7 protein-coding genes are annotated in these 19,156 nt (G+C 54.9%); 5 read left to right on the top strand and 2 right to left on the bottom strand.

The features are described from left to right. The first annotated feature begins 1,081 nt into the window (after positions 1 to 1,081). Positions 1,082 to 2,338 (top strand): orc1/cdc6 family replication initiation protein, encoded by a 1,257-nt coding sequence (locus NKF06_RS05460; protein WP_253244766.1) that lies wholly within the window; start codon positions 1,082 to 1,084, stop codon positions 2,336 to 2,338. Between the two features lie 925 nt (positions 2,339 to 3,263). Here NKF06_RS05460 and NKF06_RS05455 read toward each other — a convergent pair. Further along, complete coding sequence (locus NKF06_RS05455) at positions 3,264 to 7,475, bottom strand: GH32 C-terminal domain-containing protein (protein ID WP_253244765.1); 4,212 nt, start codon at positions 7,473 to 7,475, stop codon at positions 3,264 to 3,266. Between the two features lie 652 nt (positions 7,476 to 8,127). On the opposite strand from NKF06_RS05455, the gene NKF06_RS05450 reads away from it, so the two are divergent. Then, a complete protein-coding gene (locus tag NKF06_RS05450; protein ID WP_253244764.1) occupies positions 8,128 to 9,486 on the top strand; it encodes a glycoside hydrolase family 68 protein in 1,359 nt (452 codons plus the stop codon). Between the two features lie 210 nt (positions 9,487 to 9,696). Beyond that, positions 9,697 to 11,094, top strand: a complete 1,398-nt coding sequence (locus NKF06_RS05445) for a glycoside hydrolase family 68 protein (RefSeq protein ID WP_253244763.1) — start codon at positions 9,697 to 9,699, stop codon at positions 11,092 to 11,094. Between the two features lie 234 nt (positions 11,095 to 11,328). On the opposite strand, the gene NKF06_RS05440 is transcribed toward NKF06_RS05445, so the two are convergent. Then, on the bottom strand, positions 11,329 to 13,506 hold the full coding sequence (locus tag NKF06_RS05440; protein ID WP_253244762.1) for a GH32 C-terminal domain-containing protein: 2,178 nt from the start codon (positions 13,504 to 13,506) through the stop codon (positions 11,329 to 11,331). Between the two features lie 1,281 nt (positions 13,507 to 14,787). Here NKF06_RS05440 and NKF06_RS05435 point away from each other — a divergent pair. Together NKF06_RS05435 and NKF06_RS05430 are read left to right on the top strand one after the other, a co-directional pair. After that, a complete protein-coding gene (locus NKF06_RS05435; RefSeq protein WP_253244761.1) occupies positions 14,788 to 16,719 on the top strand; it encodes an ABC transporter substrate-binding protein in 1,932 nt (643 codons plus the stop codon). A 115-nt stretch (positions 16,720 to 16,834) separates the two neighbouring features. Further along, positions 16,835 to 19,054 (top strand): GH32 C-terminal domain-containing protein, encoded by a 2,220-nt coding sequence (locus NKF06_RS05430; RefSeq protein ID WP_253244760.1) that lies wholly within the window; start codon positions 16,835 to 16,837, stop codon positions 19,052 to 19,054. Positions 19,055 to 19,156: the final 102 nt, after the last annotated feature.

The following is a 19,156-nucleotide window of genomic DNA, read 5'->3' as shown; positions in this document are numbered from 1 at the left end:
TGAAAACTGCTCTTCCCCTGCAGATGGTTTCGATGGAGACACACCCCTCGTCCAGACTGTAAACCGGCTGGCTTTCCGCGACCTCCCCCGAACTGACAAGATCAGACGCTAACGGGTTGCTTACCGAGCTTGAAGACAGCTATGTCGGCAGTATCGAGACAGCAGAGTGTATGGGTTAGATTGTTACCGCGCTGTGCTAGTGAAATCGAGGAGACGTCCAGATGGCGTTCGATCAGTCCGGACCGTTCCGTCACATCCGCAATCTGACTGCGTTCGACACGGCACTATGGAATGTCCAATAGGCTATCGTAACAGACGACACTCTCCTCATATACTCGGTAGTCTAAGTATCCTCACCGCAGGTCTTACTCCACGAGCGTGTGTGCAACAACTCCCAACACGACCGCACTCACCCCGAGGATTGCCCACGTCATCCCGGCGACAGCGTATCCGAAGAACCCGTAATCGTTGCCACGGCGAATCGGCGGGGGTTCAGCATTCCAAGGATTCCCTCGACAACTGCGCTTCCCCATACCGCAAGGGCCGGAATTCTCGTGTCCCGCGAACCACCTCAATATGGTAGTAATCTGAGATACCGGTGTTGCCAGTACTGCCAATAACCAGTCCACTATTGCCAGTAAAGGTGGCGTAAGCATGGGAACTCCCGAGATCAAGGGCAGATTCGTTAAAGGTTTGTTCTCGGGAGACCCCCGTTGCCAGTACTGCCAGTATTCGCCCGTTTTAAGTAACACACACACACCACTTTTGCCAGTAAAGCCACTCGAACGAGTAGAAGACTACTCGTACCAGTACTAGTTAAGCGATAGATTTATATTAATAGTAGTTAAACCAAACCCGCACTAGAAAAGATTTAGTAAAGTACAGCTGTAGATATAGTTCGGTAGCTCTGTTAATTACCTCATTTTGGACTTCGGTCCTCATCTACGAGAGAATACTGGCAATGGTGGAGAGAGTGTCTTTTATAAGCCACCGTGATATTGGCGGTACTGGCAACGGGGGTGTAGTTACTGGTCATACTGGCACCCGTGGTTTTATAACATATAGCAACATCGTCCAATCCATGGGCCGGTTCACTCGGGAGTCATTCATTATTCGAGACAACGACGTGTTGCGAGACGACTACCAGCCTGAGACTCTTGAGGAACGAGACGCGGAACTCGACGAATACGCGGCAGCTCTCCGACCGGTAATCCAAGGATGGCAGCCGAATAACGTGTTTCTGTATGGGGTCACCGGTGTCGGGAAGACTGCGGCCACACACGATCTACTCAAAGAACTTCAGGAATCGGCTGACCAGTACGACGACGTTGACGTGAATATTATCGAACTGAACTGTACTGGCTGCAACACGTCGTACCAGGTTGCGGTGAACCTCGTGAACGAGATTCGAGAGCCAAATCACCCACTGACAAATGTGTCGTCTTCACGGGTGCCAATCAGTGAGACTGGATATCAACAAAAGCGCGTGTTTCGTGAACTCTATGCTGACTTAGAAGATATTGGAGGGACTGTATTGGTGGTCCTCGACGAGATCGACAATATCGGGTCAGATGATGATATTCTGTACGAACTCCCGCGGGCACGCTCACAATTGGACCTGGACGTGAAGTTGGGCGTCATCGGTATCAGTAACGACTTCAAATTCCGCGATAATCTCTCTCCGAAAGTTAAGGACACACTTTGCGAGGAAGAGATTTTGTTCCCGCCATACGATGCTGGTGAACTCCAGAATATTCTCCGCGAGCGAGCAGAGATTGCGTTGTATGATGATGTGTTGGAAGATGATGTGATTCCGTTGTGTGCCGCGTTTTCAGCACGAGACTCTGGATCCGCCCGGCAGGCACTTCGACTGTTGCGGAAGGCAGTCGATATTGCGGAGTCAGAAGCGCGGGCAGGTGGGGACGCGTTTGTAACAGAGGAACACGTCCGTGAGGGGGAGTTCCAGATTCAGCGCCAGCAGGTCGTTGAAGGGATGCATTCGTTGACACAGCATGGGCAGCATGTGTTATTGACGGTCTGTCAGCTGGCGGCCCGAGGAGAAACGCCCGAACGAACAAAGGCAATCTATCGCCGGTACCAGAAGGTTGCGAGAAAGAATGGGCAAGAGCCGTTGAAGCGTCGGCGTGTGCACGACCACCTGTCGGATTTGAATCTCCACGGTGTGTTGCAGTTGGTTGATTCGAGTGGTGGTCGAGGGAACTACAACGAGTACGATTTGGATGTCTCGTTGTCCTCGGCGTTGGATGCACTGGAGAGTGAGTTTGGGCATTTAGAAGGCATCCGTGAACTCGCAAAAAAGAACGGGACGTTAGATTAATTCGACTCTGTTAAATTCCGCTTCGCGCCTGGCGATTTACTGAGGAGTGAGTTTCTAACAACTTTCGCTGAAACCCGTGGAAGAGTGACTCTCTGTAGTGTCGAAATTGAAGGATGACAACAGAGCCACTGGTCTCTTTGTTCTGAGGGTGACCCCCGTTGCCAGTGTTGCCAATAACCTGTCCACTGTTGCCAGTTTCACCTGTTGATGTAGATTCCAACAGTATATTGGTATCCGATATATCTGAAACAGACCATCGTTGCCAGTAAGATTAATCTCGTTTACGTCTGCTGGTTTTATTGGCAATAGTGGTGTGTCTGACGAATCATCTAATAACTGACTACATTCGGTTCTTGGACTTTCTCAACTGTCGTTCGTCCATTGACCGCGTGATGAAATCATTGGATGTTATAGTATTGCACAACTTTAATGAACTACTTGTGGACGTCACCGTGACTACTCACTCTGGAATTATTGACGCGGCCAACTCGAATTTTGAGGTATGAACCCCATCGTTCGATACGATTCAACTCGACAGAGTCGAGTCACCTATCCACTTCTAATCGGTAGGCTACGACTAGATGGCTGCAACTATCAACGTGAAATATTATGTCTGGAGGTCGTGTTTTTTCGAGAGACGATCGAGAACCGTAGCAGTCAGATCAGCGTCATACCGTTCATACAATTCGACGCCCAGAATCAATTTTATCCCAACTATCATTGTGTTATATTTACAAGACTACTACTACGGGGCCGGCTGGACACACAACAGGTAGCACCCAGACGAGCTCATCCTCCCAAGACGACGGTCGTCTTGGCTTTCGACCCGACGGAAAATCCTCGACGTTCTGAAAACTTCATTTGGTAGATTATTCTCTCCTGCCATCGGTGTGCTGACCGTACTGTTTTCTTCAGCGCGTGCCTTTCAACTGAGTCGCTTGAACCGCCACTTCTGATTCTTTCCTCCCCACCACTCCCACTGCATCGCTCGCGCTCCCTCCGTGGTAGCTGCGTCCTCGATGTCCAGCACTTTCCCGCTGTTGACGTTTCGTATTCGGCGGTAGTTCCCTTCCGTACTATCAATTGTCCATCGCTGATTGTCACCTCCCCACCACTCCCACTGCATCGCGTGCGACCCGTCGTTCGTGGACGCGTCTTCGATGTCTAGGACGTCGCCGCTGGTGAGGTTCTCGATGCGATAGACTCCGCTCGTAACTTCGCGAACCACCCACCGTTGATTGTCACTGCCCTCCCAGCGCCGCTGTTGGACTGCCGCACCGTTCCCAGTCTCTCCGTCTCTCACTTCGAGTACTTTCCCGGACAGTCGGTTCTCGATACGATAGACTCCCCCGTCGACGAGACGTGGCGAATAGTCCCACGCGGTGAGAGTCTCAACCGTTGCGGTCCCACCGCTTGCCGTCATCGACGCGTGGACGCTCCGCTCGTCCGGATAGATTCGGTTCGTCATCGTTTGTTCGCCGCCATTAGCGAACGTCGTCACCGAACTCCGGTCGACGAGTACGCGGAGTTCGATAGTTCCGTTGCTCCGCGTCGATAGCGGGTGGCTCGCACTGTCTTTCGACGTCTCACCGAAGAACGATCCAGCGTCGTTTCGGTCGACGATCAGTTCTTCCATCTCGACGTCGTACGTCACTCGCGTCTCCTGTGTCATTCCCTTCCGTAGCTTGAGCGTCACGGAATCAGCATCTCCGGGGTCAATGCTCGTGCGCAGTTCGAACATCTCTCCCTGTACATCTGTTCCGGCGAGCGGGTCTGCCGTCGAGGAGAGCGGTTCAGTATCGAGTTCAGCCAGCGTGCCGTCGCGCGCTGATTTAATCGCTTCATCGGGTCGCTGGATGGGGATAATTTCGTTGCCAGTATCCCGGAGAGTGAGTCGACGGGGGAACGACTGCACGCCTTTCCACCCATCCTCTGGTGTGTTTGGAGCGTAGTCCCAGTGGCTCATCCAGGCGAGCCCCAAGCGGGAGTCCGTCGCTGGCTCGTTCGCCCACGTCTGTGCGGCATAGAAGTCCCGCCCAGAATCAGCATAGACTGAATTTTCGACAGTAAACGCAACTCCGTCGAAGTGGCCGATGTGATGTTCGACGTGGTCTGCGTCGACAGAGATGGTCATCACCCAACGAGCTTCACCAGTGTTCTCGACTGGTAGCTTGTAGAGGTCGGGGCACTCCCACCTCGCTCCCCCTGATTCGTACGTGGTCAAGTAGGTCCACTGCTTCAGGTCGTCAGATTCGTAAATCTCGATGCCGGCCGGTCGTGTGGGCCCGCTGGCCTCAACACGGGCGACGACCATGCGCCAGTTCGACGTCGGTTCATACCAAAACGGGTTCGGATCTCGCCAGTTCGTCGTTTCTTCGTCTAAGACCGGGTTTCCACTGAACTTCGTGAACGTTTCGCCGTTGTCAGTGCTGTAGGCGAGACGCTGGTCTTCGATTCCGGTGTCATCGTGGTGCCCCGTGTACATACAGACGATGGCATTGCTACCGAACCCTGCTGTGTCAATTTTGTCGACGACTGCACCGCCCGAGTAAGCCTGAATGGAGTTCGTATCCGGAATTTTCGTTCCCTGTTCAGTCCAATTGACTAAGTCACGACTCGTCGCATGGTCCCAGCGGCGGTGTGTTTCGCCTGCCTGGTAGAAGAGGTGGTATATCCCATCTTGGTAGACCAATCCGTTTGGATCGTTCATCCACCCGCTCTCCGGCGAGAAGTGATAGCCCGGCCGATATTGCTCGTCGCTCGGCGTTCCGTTTTGAATGTCTTCCATCTCCCAGATCTCTATCGACCGGACAGTGATATCACCATCATGATAGAGTCGCAACTCCGTGGAGTCCCCGCGAGAGGGATATGCGCGCGTCGTCACGCTCTTCAGTTCGTTGACGTAGCATTCGATCAGCGACTTGTCGATATACACGTGGAGTCGTAGCGGTTCATTGCCGATGTCGACCGGTCCCGCGGTCGTCAGCGTGCTTCGGTCGCGCTCTGCGGCCATCAACGTCTCGTCTAAACTGGTTTCTGTACGGTCCGTTTTGATCTCTCCAGTCTCTTCGTCGTAGTAACAGCGCGTCTTTTCTTCACCATCGGGCGAGTGGTGCGAATAGATGCCATACTTCGAAGCCCCGTGTGATTCAATCTCCAGTTTCAACTCCACCGTATCTGCAGTGAGGTTCTTCAGTGCGTCATTGACGAGGCTGGGCTGTGCATCTTTCATTTCCAAGCATTTCTCCGAGCGAGCTGATTTCATCTCTCGAATTGGCGCGATACCTAACTGTCCGTCGTCGCGTAGCGCCAACTCTATCGGCATCCCTGTGTTGTGCGCCCAGCCCGAGTCGTGCCACAGTTGTTCTCTCCGGTAATCTTGTGCAATCGTGAAAAGAATAGACCGGCCCGTGTGCGGATCGACGAACCCGCTCGGCCCCGTGAAGTGTGAATTACCCTCGTCGATGAGACGTGGCTCCATGTGGTCGCGGGTGAAACTGCACGTGCCCGCATCCCATTCGCCGATCCAGTAGAATACCTCCGTATCGCCGCCCTGTGGATTGATACAGAGGATGTGTTTTTCAACGCCGGAACCGTCCGTTCCGACAGGAAGTAACACGGGAAGCTCCCACGCGTCTCCGAGGTATGGATAGGCTGAGGGATCGTCTAACTGGAGCGCTCGGCCTTCGTAACTCCAGTTGATGCAGTCCGTCGAGCGGAACGCAAGCACAGTTCCACCGTTGTCGTTTTTCAGTCCAGACCCGACCAGACAGTACCACTTCCCGTTCTCCTGCCAGACGTGGGGGTCTCGGAACTGGTTCTTCCGGAGGCCAGGGTCGTCGGGCTGCTGCATGACAACTCCTTCTTTGTTCCAGTTAGTGAGCGTTGAGTCGCTGTCGGTGGGGTAAGTCGATGCGGCCGTCGCAATCGCTTGGTCGTCGGTGCCTTCGGTGACGCCCGCCGTGTAGAGCAGTCTCGGGTATCCATCTGCGTCGATAGTGGCGTCGCCCGACCAACAGCCGGCTGGGTCGATACCTTCCTCGGGTCGAAGCGCTTCTTCGACCGGATTCCAGTGGACCATATCGTCGCTCACCCAGTGACCCCAGTGGATCTGTCTCCAGTACGATCCCTTTGGGTTGTGCTGGTAGAACAGGTGGTACTTCCCGTCGAAGTACAGCGGGGCATGTGGCTCGTTCATCCAGTGAGTCGGAGCGATCGCGTGATACTCCGGGCGGAACGAATCGTCGTCGTACTGAGCGGGGTTGACCGTTAGCTCCTGATACCCCGTTGCGGGCATACCGTCCTCCTCGGAATCATATTTCTTGCTCACGTCTGCACTGCTCAGGGCCGTGGCGTAGGTTTCGATCTCGCTGACCGCGCCGTTGAACATGTTCTGTTTCCATATCTTACCGTCCCCGTCTTCACCGATATAATCCATCTGTGCGTTTCGACCCACTTTGAGCGGAACAGCCGCCGGAGTTATCGTACCGGTTGGTGTCGTTGTTTCGGCAACGAGCGCCCCGTTTTTATAGAGACGAAGCGACCCCGAATCTCCGTCGAAAACGCCGACGAGATGGTTCCACTTGTAGACATCAACCGTCTCACTGCTCTCCACCCACACCTCGTGCCATTCGTCCCCCGTTCCGACTTGGAACGTCCAGTATCCGAAGTCGTCGACTCCGAAGGTGAACCCGGAATGTGCTCCTCGGTCACATTTTTCGATGATTGGGTCGATATGCGGTGATTCGGAACCGTGAGAGCGGGGCGCAATCCACGTCGCTACTGTCAATGTCGGTGATTCCTGATTGAACTCTGCCACAAGCTCAGACGGTGCCCAACTCGCCCACGAGGTGTACCCGTCGAAGAGGAGGCTATGTCTGGCCGCCCCGTTGAACCACAGCGGGTCGTCATCACTCTTGTACGCGACGTGTTTTGAATATCCACCGACCGTTTCAGTGACGCGATCTCCAGTTCCCCTATCGAACGGCCAACTACCGATTGATGTTGACGAATCTGAGGCCGTTGCGGTACCGCTGAGCGTGTTTCCACTGCTCGCTGTGCCAACACTGATACCGAGTAGTTTCAGCCAGCTTCGTCGAGTGATACCGCTTCCATCGTCCGTGTCCCTTGGTGCCATGTGACTATCCACTCGCTACCAATTTAATCATTATCCATATAAGTTTATTCATAGTATTTCATACGGGTGGGTAGAACCAGTACGAATTCCTCGTTCGGCGTTTAACATATTCGTTCAAAAGTAATTATGGTTCTTCTCGGCGGATCAGATACTGTTAGCTAGGCTGAGTGCCACTGTCAATTCGGCCAACTAGGAACATTTGTGAGTGACCATTCTGGGTTTGATTGTCATTGCGAATGAATAAATCTGATCTGAGTTTTTTCGCTCACTGTGAAGATTGGACAGCTACTCAAATAAATAAATCACGGCCGTTTCGTGCTTAACTAATTCATCCGTCTGTAGACGATACCCCCGATCCACACATATAGCATTACGAATATAGGTTTGTAATAGATATCTTCGATTATTATGGTGGCTGTAATCATTCAATGAATGAACTTCTCACTAGCATTTTTATCACCGGCACAATAGCAGTTAGTGACGTGTGGACCGAGCGCAGTTTCGACTGATAGCACTTCAATTCAAAATCAAAATCCACCCGATTCGCCCATTACGACATTCCGTGCCGTTCATTAATTGTTCAATTTATATATGTTCTATAACGGTTGTATCGGCCAGAAGTTTATTCAACGCGTGGTAAATCAACCAACCTGTGGTATCAAACCAAGATAATTCGACGGGAACGAACAGAAGGCAGTTTCTAAAGACCAGTGCGGGCATAGGCCTTGCTGGCCTCGGCCTCTTGTCGACGAGTGGTTCTGTAGCTGCCGTCGAGACGAGCGACGCCGACCGGTGGACGCGCGCAGAGGCAGCGAACATCACGTTGACCAACGACACCACCGCACCGCTCATCCAAGAGAACTCCGAATCCATCTCCGACGACTACTGGATTTGGGACACGTGGCCGCTCCGGAACCGCGACGGTTCGATAGTCAAGATCAACGGCTGGCAGATCGTCTTCTCGCTAACTGCGCCCGATGACCTCGTTCCGGGTGCCCGCCACAACGAAGCGACTATCCGGTACTTCTACTCACGGGACGGCCAGTCGTGGCAAGAGGGTGGGCAGGCGTTCGAGGCACCGCTCGGCCACCATCAGTGGGCCGGGTCTGCGATGTACGACCAAGACGAAGAGCAGATCTACCACTTCTACACCGCCGTTAGCTCGTTCCCGGAGTTTCGACAGCGTCCCGCGCTCGCAATCGGTTCGTCTATCGAAACTGGTCCACAGGGCGTCGAGCTGACGGGTGAGCAAGAACACGTGATCATGGGCACGCCTGACGGTGAGCTGTATCAGACCCTGGAACAGTCCCGGGAACAAGGCATTGTTTACGCGTTCCGTGACCCCTGGTACTTCCAACACCCCGAGACAGGCGAGGACTTAGTCGTATTCGAGGCCAACACGCCGACGGGAAGCAAAGACCCTGGTAATCCCCAGAGCTTCAACGGGAACATCGGAGTCATGCGGGCCACGAACGACGAGTTGACCGAGTGGGAGCTGCTGCCGCCGGTACTGGAGGCGATTGGAACCAACCAGCAACTGGAGCGTCCGCACTTCGTCTTCAACGATGGGAAGTGGTATCTCTTTACCATCAGTCACAAGTTCACGTTTGCACCCGGACTCGAGGGTCCCGACGGCCTGTACGGGTTTGTGAGTGACTCAATGTACGGCGACTACGAACCGCTCAACGAGGGGGGACTAGTCATCGCGAATCCCGAAGAAGCGCCGTTCCAGGCCTATTCGTGGCTCGCGATGCCCCACGGCGACAACGCACTGGTAGAGAGCTTCGAGAACTTCCGGGGTCTCGATGACACCTCTCGCGGTTCCATCAGCCTCGATGAGGTCGGTTATCTCCCACCCGAAGAGCAGAAGGAACTCTTCGGTGGAACGCTCGCACCCAGTTTGAAACTCCAGCTTGACGGTGCCGAGACACGAATCGTCACGGAATTCAACGACGGCCACTTCTTGCCCTCGGGTGGTTCCTCGGGCAAAGGGCCGAAGCAATCACGCTGAGACTCCCGCGGATCGCGAGAACTGGTTCGGGTACTCCGTAGCCCCGTCCAGCTCGCTCAGGTTCGGTATCGGCTCCGGCGTCGATCCACGGGACGCTCGTGTTCAGCCGACCAGTGCCATCTCTACTAATTTTACTCTTCATATCAGTATAATATTATCTCTTAGAACATAGAAATATTTATCCATACGACCGTCCTACATCGAGTTGCAATGACGGAAGACAACTCCAAGCGTACGTTTGGGCGTCGTAAATTCCTCCAAACGACCGGTGCCCTCGGTGTCGCCGCTACAGTCGGTATCGGAGCAGCGAGCGGCTCCGCAGCAGCGGTCGAAGTGCAAGAGCCGGCTCAGTGGACCGAAGAGATGGTCAACGAGATTGAAGTCATGGACGAAAACACTGCTCCTTATCTGGACGAAGACCCGACCCAGATTGCCGAGAAAGCGGGGTACTGGGTATGGGACACGTGGCCGCTCCGGAACCGCGACGGCTCGATCGCAGTCATTGACGGGTATCAGATCATTTTCTCACTGGTTGCCGACAAGACCAGACCTGAGATCAACGTCCCTGGAGACCGCCACAACTACGCACGCGTCGGATACTTCTACTCGCGAACCGGCAAGAGCGAAGGGCCGAAGGGATGGCAGTTCGGCGGCGAAGTCTTCGACGAAGACGCCTTCCTCGGGAACCAGACGTGGGCCGGGTCTGCGATGTACGACCAAGACGAAGAGCAGATCTACCACTTCTACACCGCGGCGGAGGCGCTTCCCGAAGCACGTCAGCGCCTTGCCCTCGCGAAAGGTGCTACGATCGAAACCGGCCCGCAGGGCGTTCATATCACCGAGTCCGATTCCCACCACATCCTCGCCGAAGCCGACGGCGAGATGTACGAAAAGCTCGAAAACTCCAGTGGGATCATCACCGCGTTCCGCGACCCTTGGTACTTCACGCATCCCGAAACGGGCGAGGATTGGATGATTTTCGAGGGGAACACGCCGACGGCAAACGACGATCCCACCAGTCCGCTGAACTACAACGGTAACATCGGTGCGGCGAAGGCGATGAACGACGAGCTCACCGAGTGGAAGCTGATGCCGCCGATCTTCGAGGCGGTCGGTGTGAGCCAGCAGACTGAGCGGCCCCACTTCATCTTCCACGAGGACAAGTGGTACCTCTTCTTTATCACTCACGAGTTCACCTACGCGCCCCAGCTCTGGAGCGAGGGCGGTAGGTTCCGGAAGGAAGGTAAGCCGCCGGGTCCGGAAGCGCTTCACGGGTTCGCGGCTGACGGCCTCTACGACAGCGATATGGAACCGCTCAACGGGAGCAGTCTCGTTGTCGCGAACCCGGAGGAAGCGCCGTTCCAGACGTACTCGTGGCTCGCAATGCCGCACGGCGACGACAGTATCGTTGAGAGCTTCGTGAACTTCCAAGACGTCGATACGCTCGGACTGTACGGCGAAGAACTGAAGGAGGCGTTCGGGGGAACCCTCGCTCCGAGTCTCAAACTCCAGATCGACGGTACCGAGACGAGCGTCACGACAGAGCTCCAAGACGGGCAGTTCCCCGCGTCTGTCGGAGCGCGCTCCCGTGGCAACGGACCGAAATAGTTTACGCTAACTCGATTACGAGTCGATACTTGAATCGACGTAGATAGTGCTACTCAACCAACGCAGTATTTTTCTCTATGGTCATTGGCACTGGTTGTCTGGCGCTTCTGAAATAACCTACCTGAGGCAACGCCGAAGCAGGTTGCAGTCGACGAGACCGCTGTCAACATCAGTGGTGAGTTGTTCAGTTAGCATTGCCTGACGGGTCTGCCTGATACGAATTCAGACGTTGTGCTACAGCCCGATTTCTTCCAATTCCCAGACTTGCATCGCTTCGACGGTCACGTCCCCGTCTGCCCAGAGAGCCAATCCAGTCGCATCCGGTCGGGTAGGGTATACTCGGGTAGTAATACTTTTGCGTGATTGGACGTAGCATTCGATCATCGACTTATCGAGGAACAGGTGTAGTCTCAGGGTCCCCCCGTCCAGTTCGAACTCCCCACTGTGAACCAGCGAGCTTCGCTTCGCCAAGCCAGACCGAACGTCAACGTCACTGCTGTTCTCCTCGCGGTGGGCGTAGATGCGCTCACACTCCTCGTCGTAGTAGATAAGCGTCTGTTCTTCTCCGTGGGGACTCTTTCGAATCTCGATTCCATACTTCGATGCTCCGCCTGAGTCGATTTCGAGCGATATTTCCAGGATGTCTCCTGCAACTCCGGTTAGTTCCTCGTTGGCCGACCGCAAGGTTTGATCGGAAACGTTGACGAGTTCCGTTTGGCGCAGTGAGGCGAGTTCCTCGATTGGGTCGATTCCGAGTTGGTCGTCGTCGGTTAAGTACAACTCTAGCGGGAGTCCTCCGTTGTGCGCCCACCCGGCGTCGAAGTGGTCCTGCGGTCGTCGCTGATCCTGAGCGATGGTAAACAGGATGCAGCGGCCCGTCTTTGGATCCCGCATCGCACTCGGCCCCGTGAATCCGAAGTCGCCGTAGTCAATTCGTTGGGGGTCTTCAGTGTCAGGAACGAACCGATAGTCGTCTGCATCCCATTCGCCGAGCCAGTAGTACACCTCGATGTCGGCGCCCGCTCCAACCGGACTGATGATGAAGACGTACTTCTCGTCGCCGTCGCTGTCTTCCCCGAGTGAGAGGAGGATTGGGAGTTCCCAAACGGTCCCTAGCTCAGGGTATTGGTCATGGTCAGTCTCGAAGAGGTGGCCTTTGAATTGCCACTCCTCCAGCGTCTTCGATTCGTACACAAGAGCAGTCCCGCCACCGCCTCGTATCCCTGCACCGACGAGACAGAGCCACCGTCCGTCTTCACGCCAGATGTACGGGTCGCGGAAATCATTCTCCCGAAGCCCGATCCTGCGTGGTTTCTCAATAGTAACCTCGTTTGTCTTCTCCCACTCGACGAGTTCGGGGTCGGTAGTGTCTGCCGGTGTCGCAGTCGCCACGACTTGGTCCGGCGTGTTCGCCATGTTTCCCGCAGTGTAGAACAGAACCGGATCTCCATCCTCGTCGTACGTCGCGTTCCCTGACCAGATACCATCCGGATCGAGGTCAGTCGGTCCTGGTGAGAGTGCGATGGGGAGATGACGCCAGTGAACGAGATCGTCACTGACCCAATGTCCCCAGTGGATGTTCCCCCAGTACGGTCCCTTGGGGTTGTGCTGGTAGAACAGGTGATACTGCCCATCGTAGTACAGCGGCGCGTGGGGTTCGTTCATCCAGTGCCCGGGAGCGATAAGATGGAACTCGGGACGATGGTGATCGTCGCGGTACAGAGACGGGTCCAAACCGATCTCTTTGATTCCCGCTTTGGGCAACTCTCCATCGTGTTGTGAGCGAATTTGCTCGTAGTGCGAGGCAATCTGGTCCGTTGTCAACGCGTCCTCGTAGAGTGCCAGCTCGTCGATCAAGCCGTTGAACAGACCGACGTCGAAGACGCCACTGGCCGTCCCAGTCTGATTTTCCTGTTCGGTTGGTTTGTTGCTCTTGCCAATCAAGAGGGATACGTCCGCATAAGATATCGACCCTGGCTCACTGAGGTCTTTTGATGCAACTTTCACGCCATTAACGAACACCGACAGAGAGGAGTTGTCGCCATCGAAAACACCGACGATGTGTGACCACTCGTATGTTGGGACACACCGAGAATCGGTCGACACCTCGGCGGTATTACAACCCAACCCGACTCGGAACGAACACGACCCATGTGGACCGAGTCCGAATTCGAACCCCTGGTCTTTCCAGAGTGCGTGTTGGCTGATGACGGCCTCTAACCGGTCAGTTCCGTGACTGCCGTGTGATCGAGGTGCGACCCATGCCTCGACCGACAGCTGGTCAGTGGTGGCACCAACGTTGTCCAGAGTTGTTTCGATACTGGTCGAATATCCATCGAAGAGAAGACAGGAATTCTGAACACCGTCACGCCACTGAACAGTATTGGGCTTGTCCTTCGTCTCAACGGCCACGGACGTAATAGTAGCAGTCGCCCCAGAGATAGTTTCTGAGACAGTTGTCCCAGATCCCTCGTCGAACGACCATCGGGCGACCGGAGTTGCCCGCGTGTGAGCGTCACTATTGCCTGGCATACCTAAGCCTTCGCGGAGGTTCCCCTAATAGATAAGCATTAACGGAGGATCGAAAGCTCTAGCTGTGCTTCGACATTCGTGTTCACTGGTGTGATGAAGTCGGAGATTCAAACTGCGCCCCAACTGACGACCCTGCCTAATGTTCCGTTGTACTGTGAAGCTCAGCATTGCCACAATCACGTGTTGTGCATCTCTATTGTACTGGGACAATCTAAATTCACTCAGAATCAGATTTCTCGCACGGTGTGGAGTGGTTGGTGATTCGCCCCAGGATGATTGTACACTGACTACGAGAAATAAAGAGCCACCGTACAACTGTAACTGCGACTGAGCTCAGACCAATAGTTTCTCGATCTGAGCACGGCGGACTCGTACTGAACGTACAACGTACGAATCGGTACTCCATGGGAGTGAGTTACAAGATTAAGACTGTAATGGATGATGCTGTTGGTGATCGCAGTCGCTGGCATAGTTTGAACAAACCATTACGTTGCACGGATGTGATTGATCGATCTCATTGTGGGGCCTTCTCCGAGGAGCGCAGACGACTTCCTTTACTGAGTGAAACGTATTGACAGAGAAAATACACCACTCCGATTAATCAATTATTGAACGAAAATAGGATATCGAAGGGGTAGAACAGCCGTTTTGAACGGTGCTCCATACTTTTCACAGTAGCAGTTAACGACCTTAGCAATCATGAAGAATACGCTTTCATAGATGGTGTGAAAAATCCATGTCTCATTCTATACACACTAATCACCTCTTAGCGGCCCTCCAGATTCTCTGATTGTTCGTGCGTTCGGCATCGATACAGAATGTAGCTAATTGGAATCAACACCGCGGTGAAGATCATGAGATCGATTTTAATCAGGATACCTGCCGCCGAGTTTGGGTCGACGAAAGGGAACGTGACAATGGAGACGAACAACAGGAGTACTGCGATTACTAGCATCAGGAAGAATTGTGGTTTGAGGTCACACAACGACTCCCAGACGTTGTCCGGTATTCGAGGCATACTTCCTGTGTGCTTGCCCTCCCTCCATAAATGTGGCCCGAGAGCGCGAGACCATATGCAAAACAGGACTGTTACCACGTTATTTTTCCGAGAAGACGTCACCATCATAAATTATAAGTAATGTGCCTCAATATTCCGTTGGTATGGTGAAGCATGACAGCAGCGAAGAGACTAGTGGTGGGTTTGCCCATCGCCGACAAATCCTGAAAGGACTCGCGACAGCAGGTATCGCTGGGTTGGCGGGATGTAGTACAGATGGTGGTAGGATCACCACTAGCGACGGGGGTAGCGGAGGTGGTGACAACAGTGGTTCCGGGACAGCCACTCAAACGGGTGCGGAACCACGGGACAAATACCTGAGTGTACAGATGAACACCCGACCCGATCAAGTCAACTACAATCCGTTCGGAAAGCAGGCAATGGGGCCGCTCGCCAAGATCGTCTTCGAGATTGGCGCCAAGTGGTACCCCGACGAGGAGAAGTGGGTCCCCTTGCTCATTGAAGGCTGGGAGTATCCTTCGACCATCGCACAAGGAGAGACTGTCCAGTTCAACCTGCACTCGGACACAACCTGGGTCAACGGTGATCCGTACACAGCACAGGACTTCGTTGGCCAGATGCACTGGCGGAAGGAGAACAACGACTCGGTCTGGGAGTTCATCGAAGGTGTCGAACAGACGGGCGATCATACCGTCGAAATGACCTTCGCACAGCAAATCGACACCCGACTGTTCGAGAACGCACTCATCGGGATGGGTGACGCTCCGACAGTGTGGAACTTCAAATACGACGTCTACAGCGACTACCTTGAGCGGCTTCAAGACGCCTCTGGAAGCAAGGAGCGTAATGCCATCCTCCAGGAAGTGTCGAACTTGAACTTCTCGCTCGACGAAGCAATGGAGAAAGGCCTCGCGAACGGCCCGTTCAAGCCAAAACAGGCCTCGGCGACCAAGCTCATCCTCGAAAAAAATGAAGACTACACGAATCCACACATCACGGCCGACGACTTGAACTTCAATCTCATCGAGGGACTGCCGATCGACTCTCCACAAAAGAAGCTTCGGTCGCTCCGGAACAACGAGGCCGACGCACTCCACAACACGGCCTTCACTTCAGCACAGAGCGATCAGGTCCCCGACCACTACGAGGGACTCACCTACTTCACCCACAGTGGGGGTGCGTTCTGTTTCAACTGCCGTCGCGAACCGTTCGACAACCGCAAAGTTCGGTGGGCACTGTCCAACGTTTGGCGAGCAGGACACGCAACACTCATGCAGAACCTCCCGCTCTCGGACAAGAACAAGGACACTGTCCCGTTTTCAGCAGGTATGTCTGGCCCACTCGTTGAGAAGTGGCTCGGTGACCGTAAGGACGACTACATGCACTTCGACGGAGGCACCGAACGTGCGGCCGAACTCCTCCGTGGCGAGGGATTCACCAAGGAGAACGGGACGTGGTACAAGCCCAACGGCGAGCAGTTCACGATCACGTTCAAGGGAGCGTCCTTCCACAGCAATCGAACACAGACCGGCGCTCAGTTGCTCACAGACTTTGGAATCGAGACCAAGGCATTGGTCCAAGAACCCACAACGTGGTTCAGTAAAACGACCGCGAACCGCGACTACGATATCACGAACTGGTGGGTCGGCCAGTCGGTCGCAATTCCGTACCAAGGTCTGTTCGGGACACTCGTCAACTCTGCGTGGGTGACCGCGTACCCGCTCGGAGTCGAGTCCGTTACACCGTGGGAAGGTGAGAGCACGAGCGAGTTCATCGTGAAAGTCCCACCCATCGGAGAGCCCGAGGGGGAACTCCGTGAAGTCAACATTAAGGAACGACTGTCGAAACTCGCAGCCGCCCAGACTGAAGAAGAGAAACGTTCGCATATCCAAGAGATTGCTTGGGTGTGGAACTGGATGGACACCTACTGGGGCCCGTGGCTGCTCTACCTCGCTTCTGAATACTACGACACCAACGATTGGCAGTGGAAGGATAAGGAAGACCCAATGATGCAGGCACCGACAGTGCAGGACTGGCCGCTCCGGCTTGGCTACCCCAAAGCGAAGACGAAATAATTCGAGACACACCCGCGGACCGTACGCACGACACTGAATCGATGAGAGAGACGATCATCCCGGAAACAACATCATTCCCTTGCACACACACCACACAATTTCACACGTGAATACAATGGACGACAACGGAACCAGCAGCTACACTGTTGGTTTTCTAACGACCGGAGAGAGTACCGTAGAACAGCAGCATGCACAGGCGTTCCTCGAATCGCTGGCGACCGTTGAAGCCGTCGCGTTCGACGCCGTTGAGTCAAAGAACGTCATCGACGAGTACGACCTGCTTTGGTGGCACCGGGACACCCCAGTCTCAGAAGAGACTATCTCTGCCGACGCCCTTTCGGCGCTCACTTCGTACGTCGAAGAAGGCGGAGGATTGTATCTGGGGTTGTACGCTCTCGATGCCGTCGATTCACTGGGAATTGACCCACATCCTCCGGACCAGATCGAATCGACATACGTCCCTAACCACACGTTCGGACAGCAACCAGCTGGTTTTCTCATCAAAGCGCGGTACGAGGAATCGACGGTCTTTGATGGGTTCTCTGCCCTCCGGGTCAACACACAACACTCACGAAAACAGAGCACACCGAGGCTTGCGTACCACAACCGCGTCCCACAAAATGGAGACGTACTGGCCAGTTGTGTCGTGGGTGGTGAAGACCGACCAGCCGAGAATTCGATTATTGCGTGGAGCCCAGGTCGCGGCCGAGTTCTTGGCGTCGGTCAGCACTTGGTGTTCTCAGAGCTTTCCGAACCCTACGAAGATACCGTCCGAACACTTGTTACGGGACTAGTCTCTCACCTCGGCGACTCTGAAGAGGAGGCGTTTAGTGGTCGCCCGAAGACGTCCGACGAACTCACAGAGATGCGGGTGGAACTGGAGGCAGATACCCACCAACCAACGTACCACTTCACGCCACCAGCGAACTGGATGAACGACCCCAACGGAATCGTCGAGTACGACGGCATCTACCATCTGTTCTACCAGTACAATCCCGCGGGACCGTACCATGGGTCGATTCACTGGGGGCACGCGACGAGCGACGACCTCGTCCACTGGGAAGACAGACCAGTGGCACTGGCACCCGACCTCGACGGTCCAGACAAAGACGGGTGCTGGTCAGGGTGTACCGTCTTGGACGACGGGCAGCCAACCGTCGTCTACACCGGTGGGAGTGGTGGAGACCAGACGCCATGTCTCGCACGTGCGACCGACGACTCGCTCGACGAATGGGAGAAGCATCCCGGTAACCCGGTCATCGAGGACATTCCCGAGGAACTCGGGATCCTATCAAACGACGAGTGGAATGCGGAGTTCCGCGACCACGACGTCTGGCAGGAAGACGGTACTTGGTACCACCTCATCGGAACTGGCCTTGAGGACGGTGGCGGTGCTGCTATCCTTTACACGTCCGATACACTCACCGAATGGGAACTCGTCGGCCCGCTTCTCGTCGGAGACAGACACGAAGACGGTCCGCTCTGGGAGTGTCCCGAACTCTTAGACTTCGGCGAGAGTCAGGTTCTACAGGTGTCGAATTACGACAAGGTGGTCTACTTTGTCGGGACGTTTGATGGCACGTCGTTCGACCGCCGCGCAGATGGGACACTTGACCATGGAAACTACTACGCCGCTCAGTCTATACCGCATGGTGAGGGCCAGTACCTGTCGTGGGGATGGATTCGCGAAGACCGTGACGGTGCGGCACAGTGGGACGCTGGGTGGTCTGGTGTGATGTCCCTGCCTCGTATCCTCTCGCTCGACGAAGCCGATACACTTCGCGTGCGGCCGACACCTGAAATCGAGGCACTCCGTGGACATCACCAATCGCTGCCGAAGCAGACACTATCTTCAGGGGACAGTGTCTGCCCGGAGACGTCCGGGTCGGCCTTAGAGATACAGGTGACTTTTGAACTCGGTGACGCCGAGGCGTTCGAACTTGTCGTCGGTGAATCTCCCGACGGTGCCGAACGGACACCCATCCGGTACAGCTGTGAAGACGAACTAGTGGTGGACCGGTCTGCATCCAGCGAGTCCACAGCACCCTCGTCGGACCCACAGTGTATCCCGTCTATTTCGGCGGACGATGGACTGGTCACGCTACACGTCTTCGTTGACGGGTCCGTGGTCGAACTCTTCGCTAACGAGCGTGAGAGTCTGAGTAGCCGTATCTACCCTACACGCGAGGATAGCACTGGAGTCTCGCTGAACGCCATCGGAGGAGACATAGCAATCCACACCGTTGACATCTGGGAACTGGACTCAGCGTTCTCACCCGACGATGGAAAACTAGCGTCCCAGCAGGCGTCACCCACAAACAGCGGGATGGACTGATCATGGTCCACTGTTCGACAGCAGTAGCGGCAATGGAGAGTGGCCCGGCAGGCCAGGGAAAACTCCCTGTCGGCTCTCGTTGTGTCACCGGGGCCACCAGTA

This window comes from Haloferax sp. AB510, assembly GCF_024136985.1.
Taxonomy (GTDB): domain Archaea; phylum Halobacteriota; class Halobacteria; order Halobacteriales; family Haloferacaceae; genus Haloferax.
Note: the sequence above shows the minus strand (reverse complement) of the source record. Positions and strands in the feature narration are given on the sequence as shown.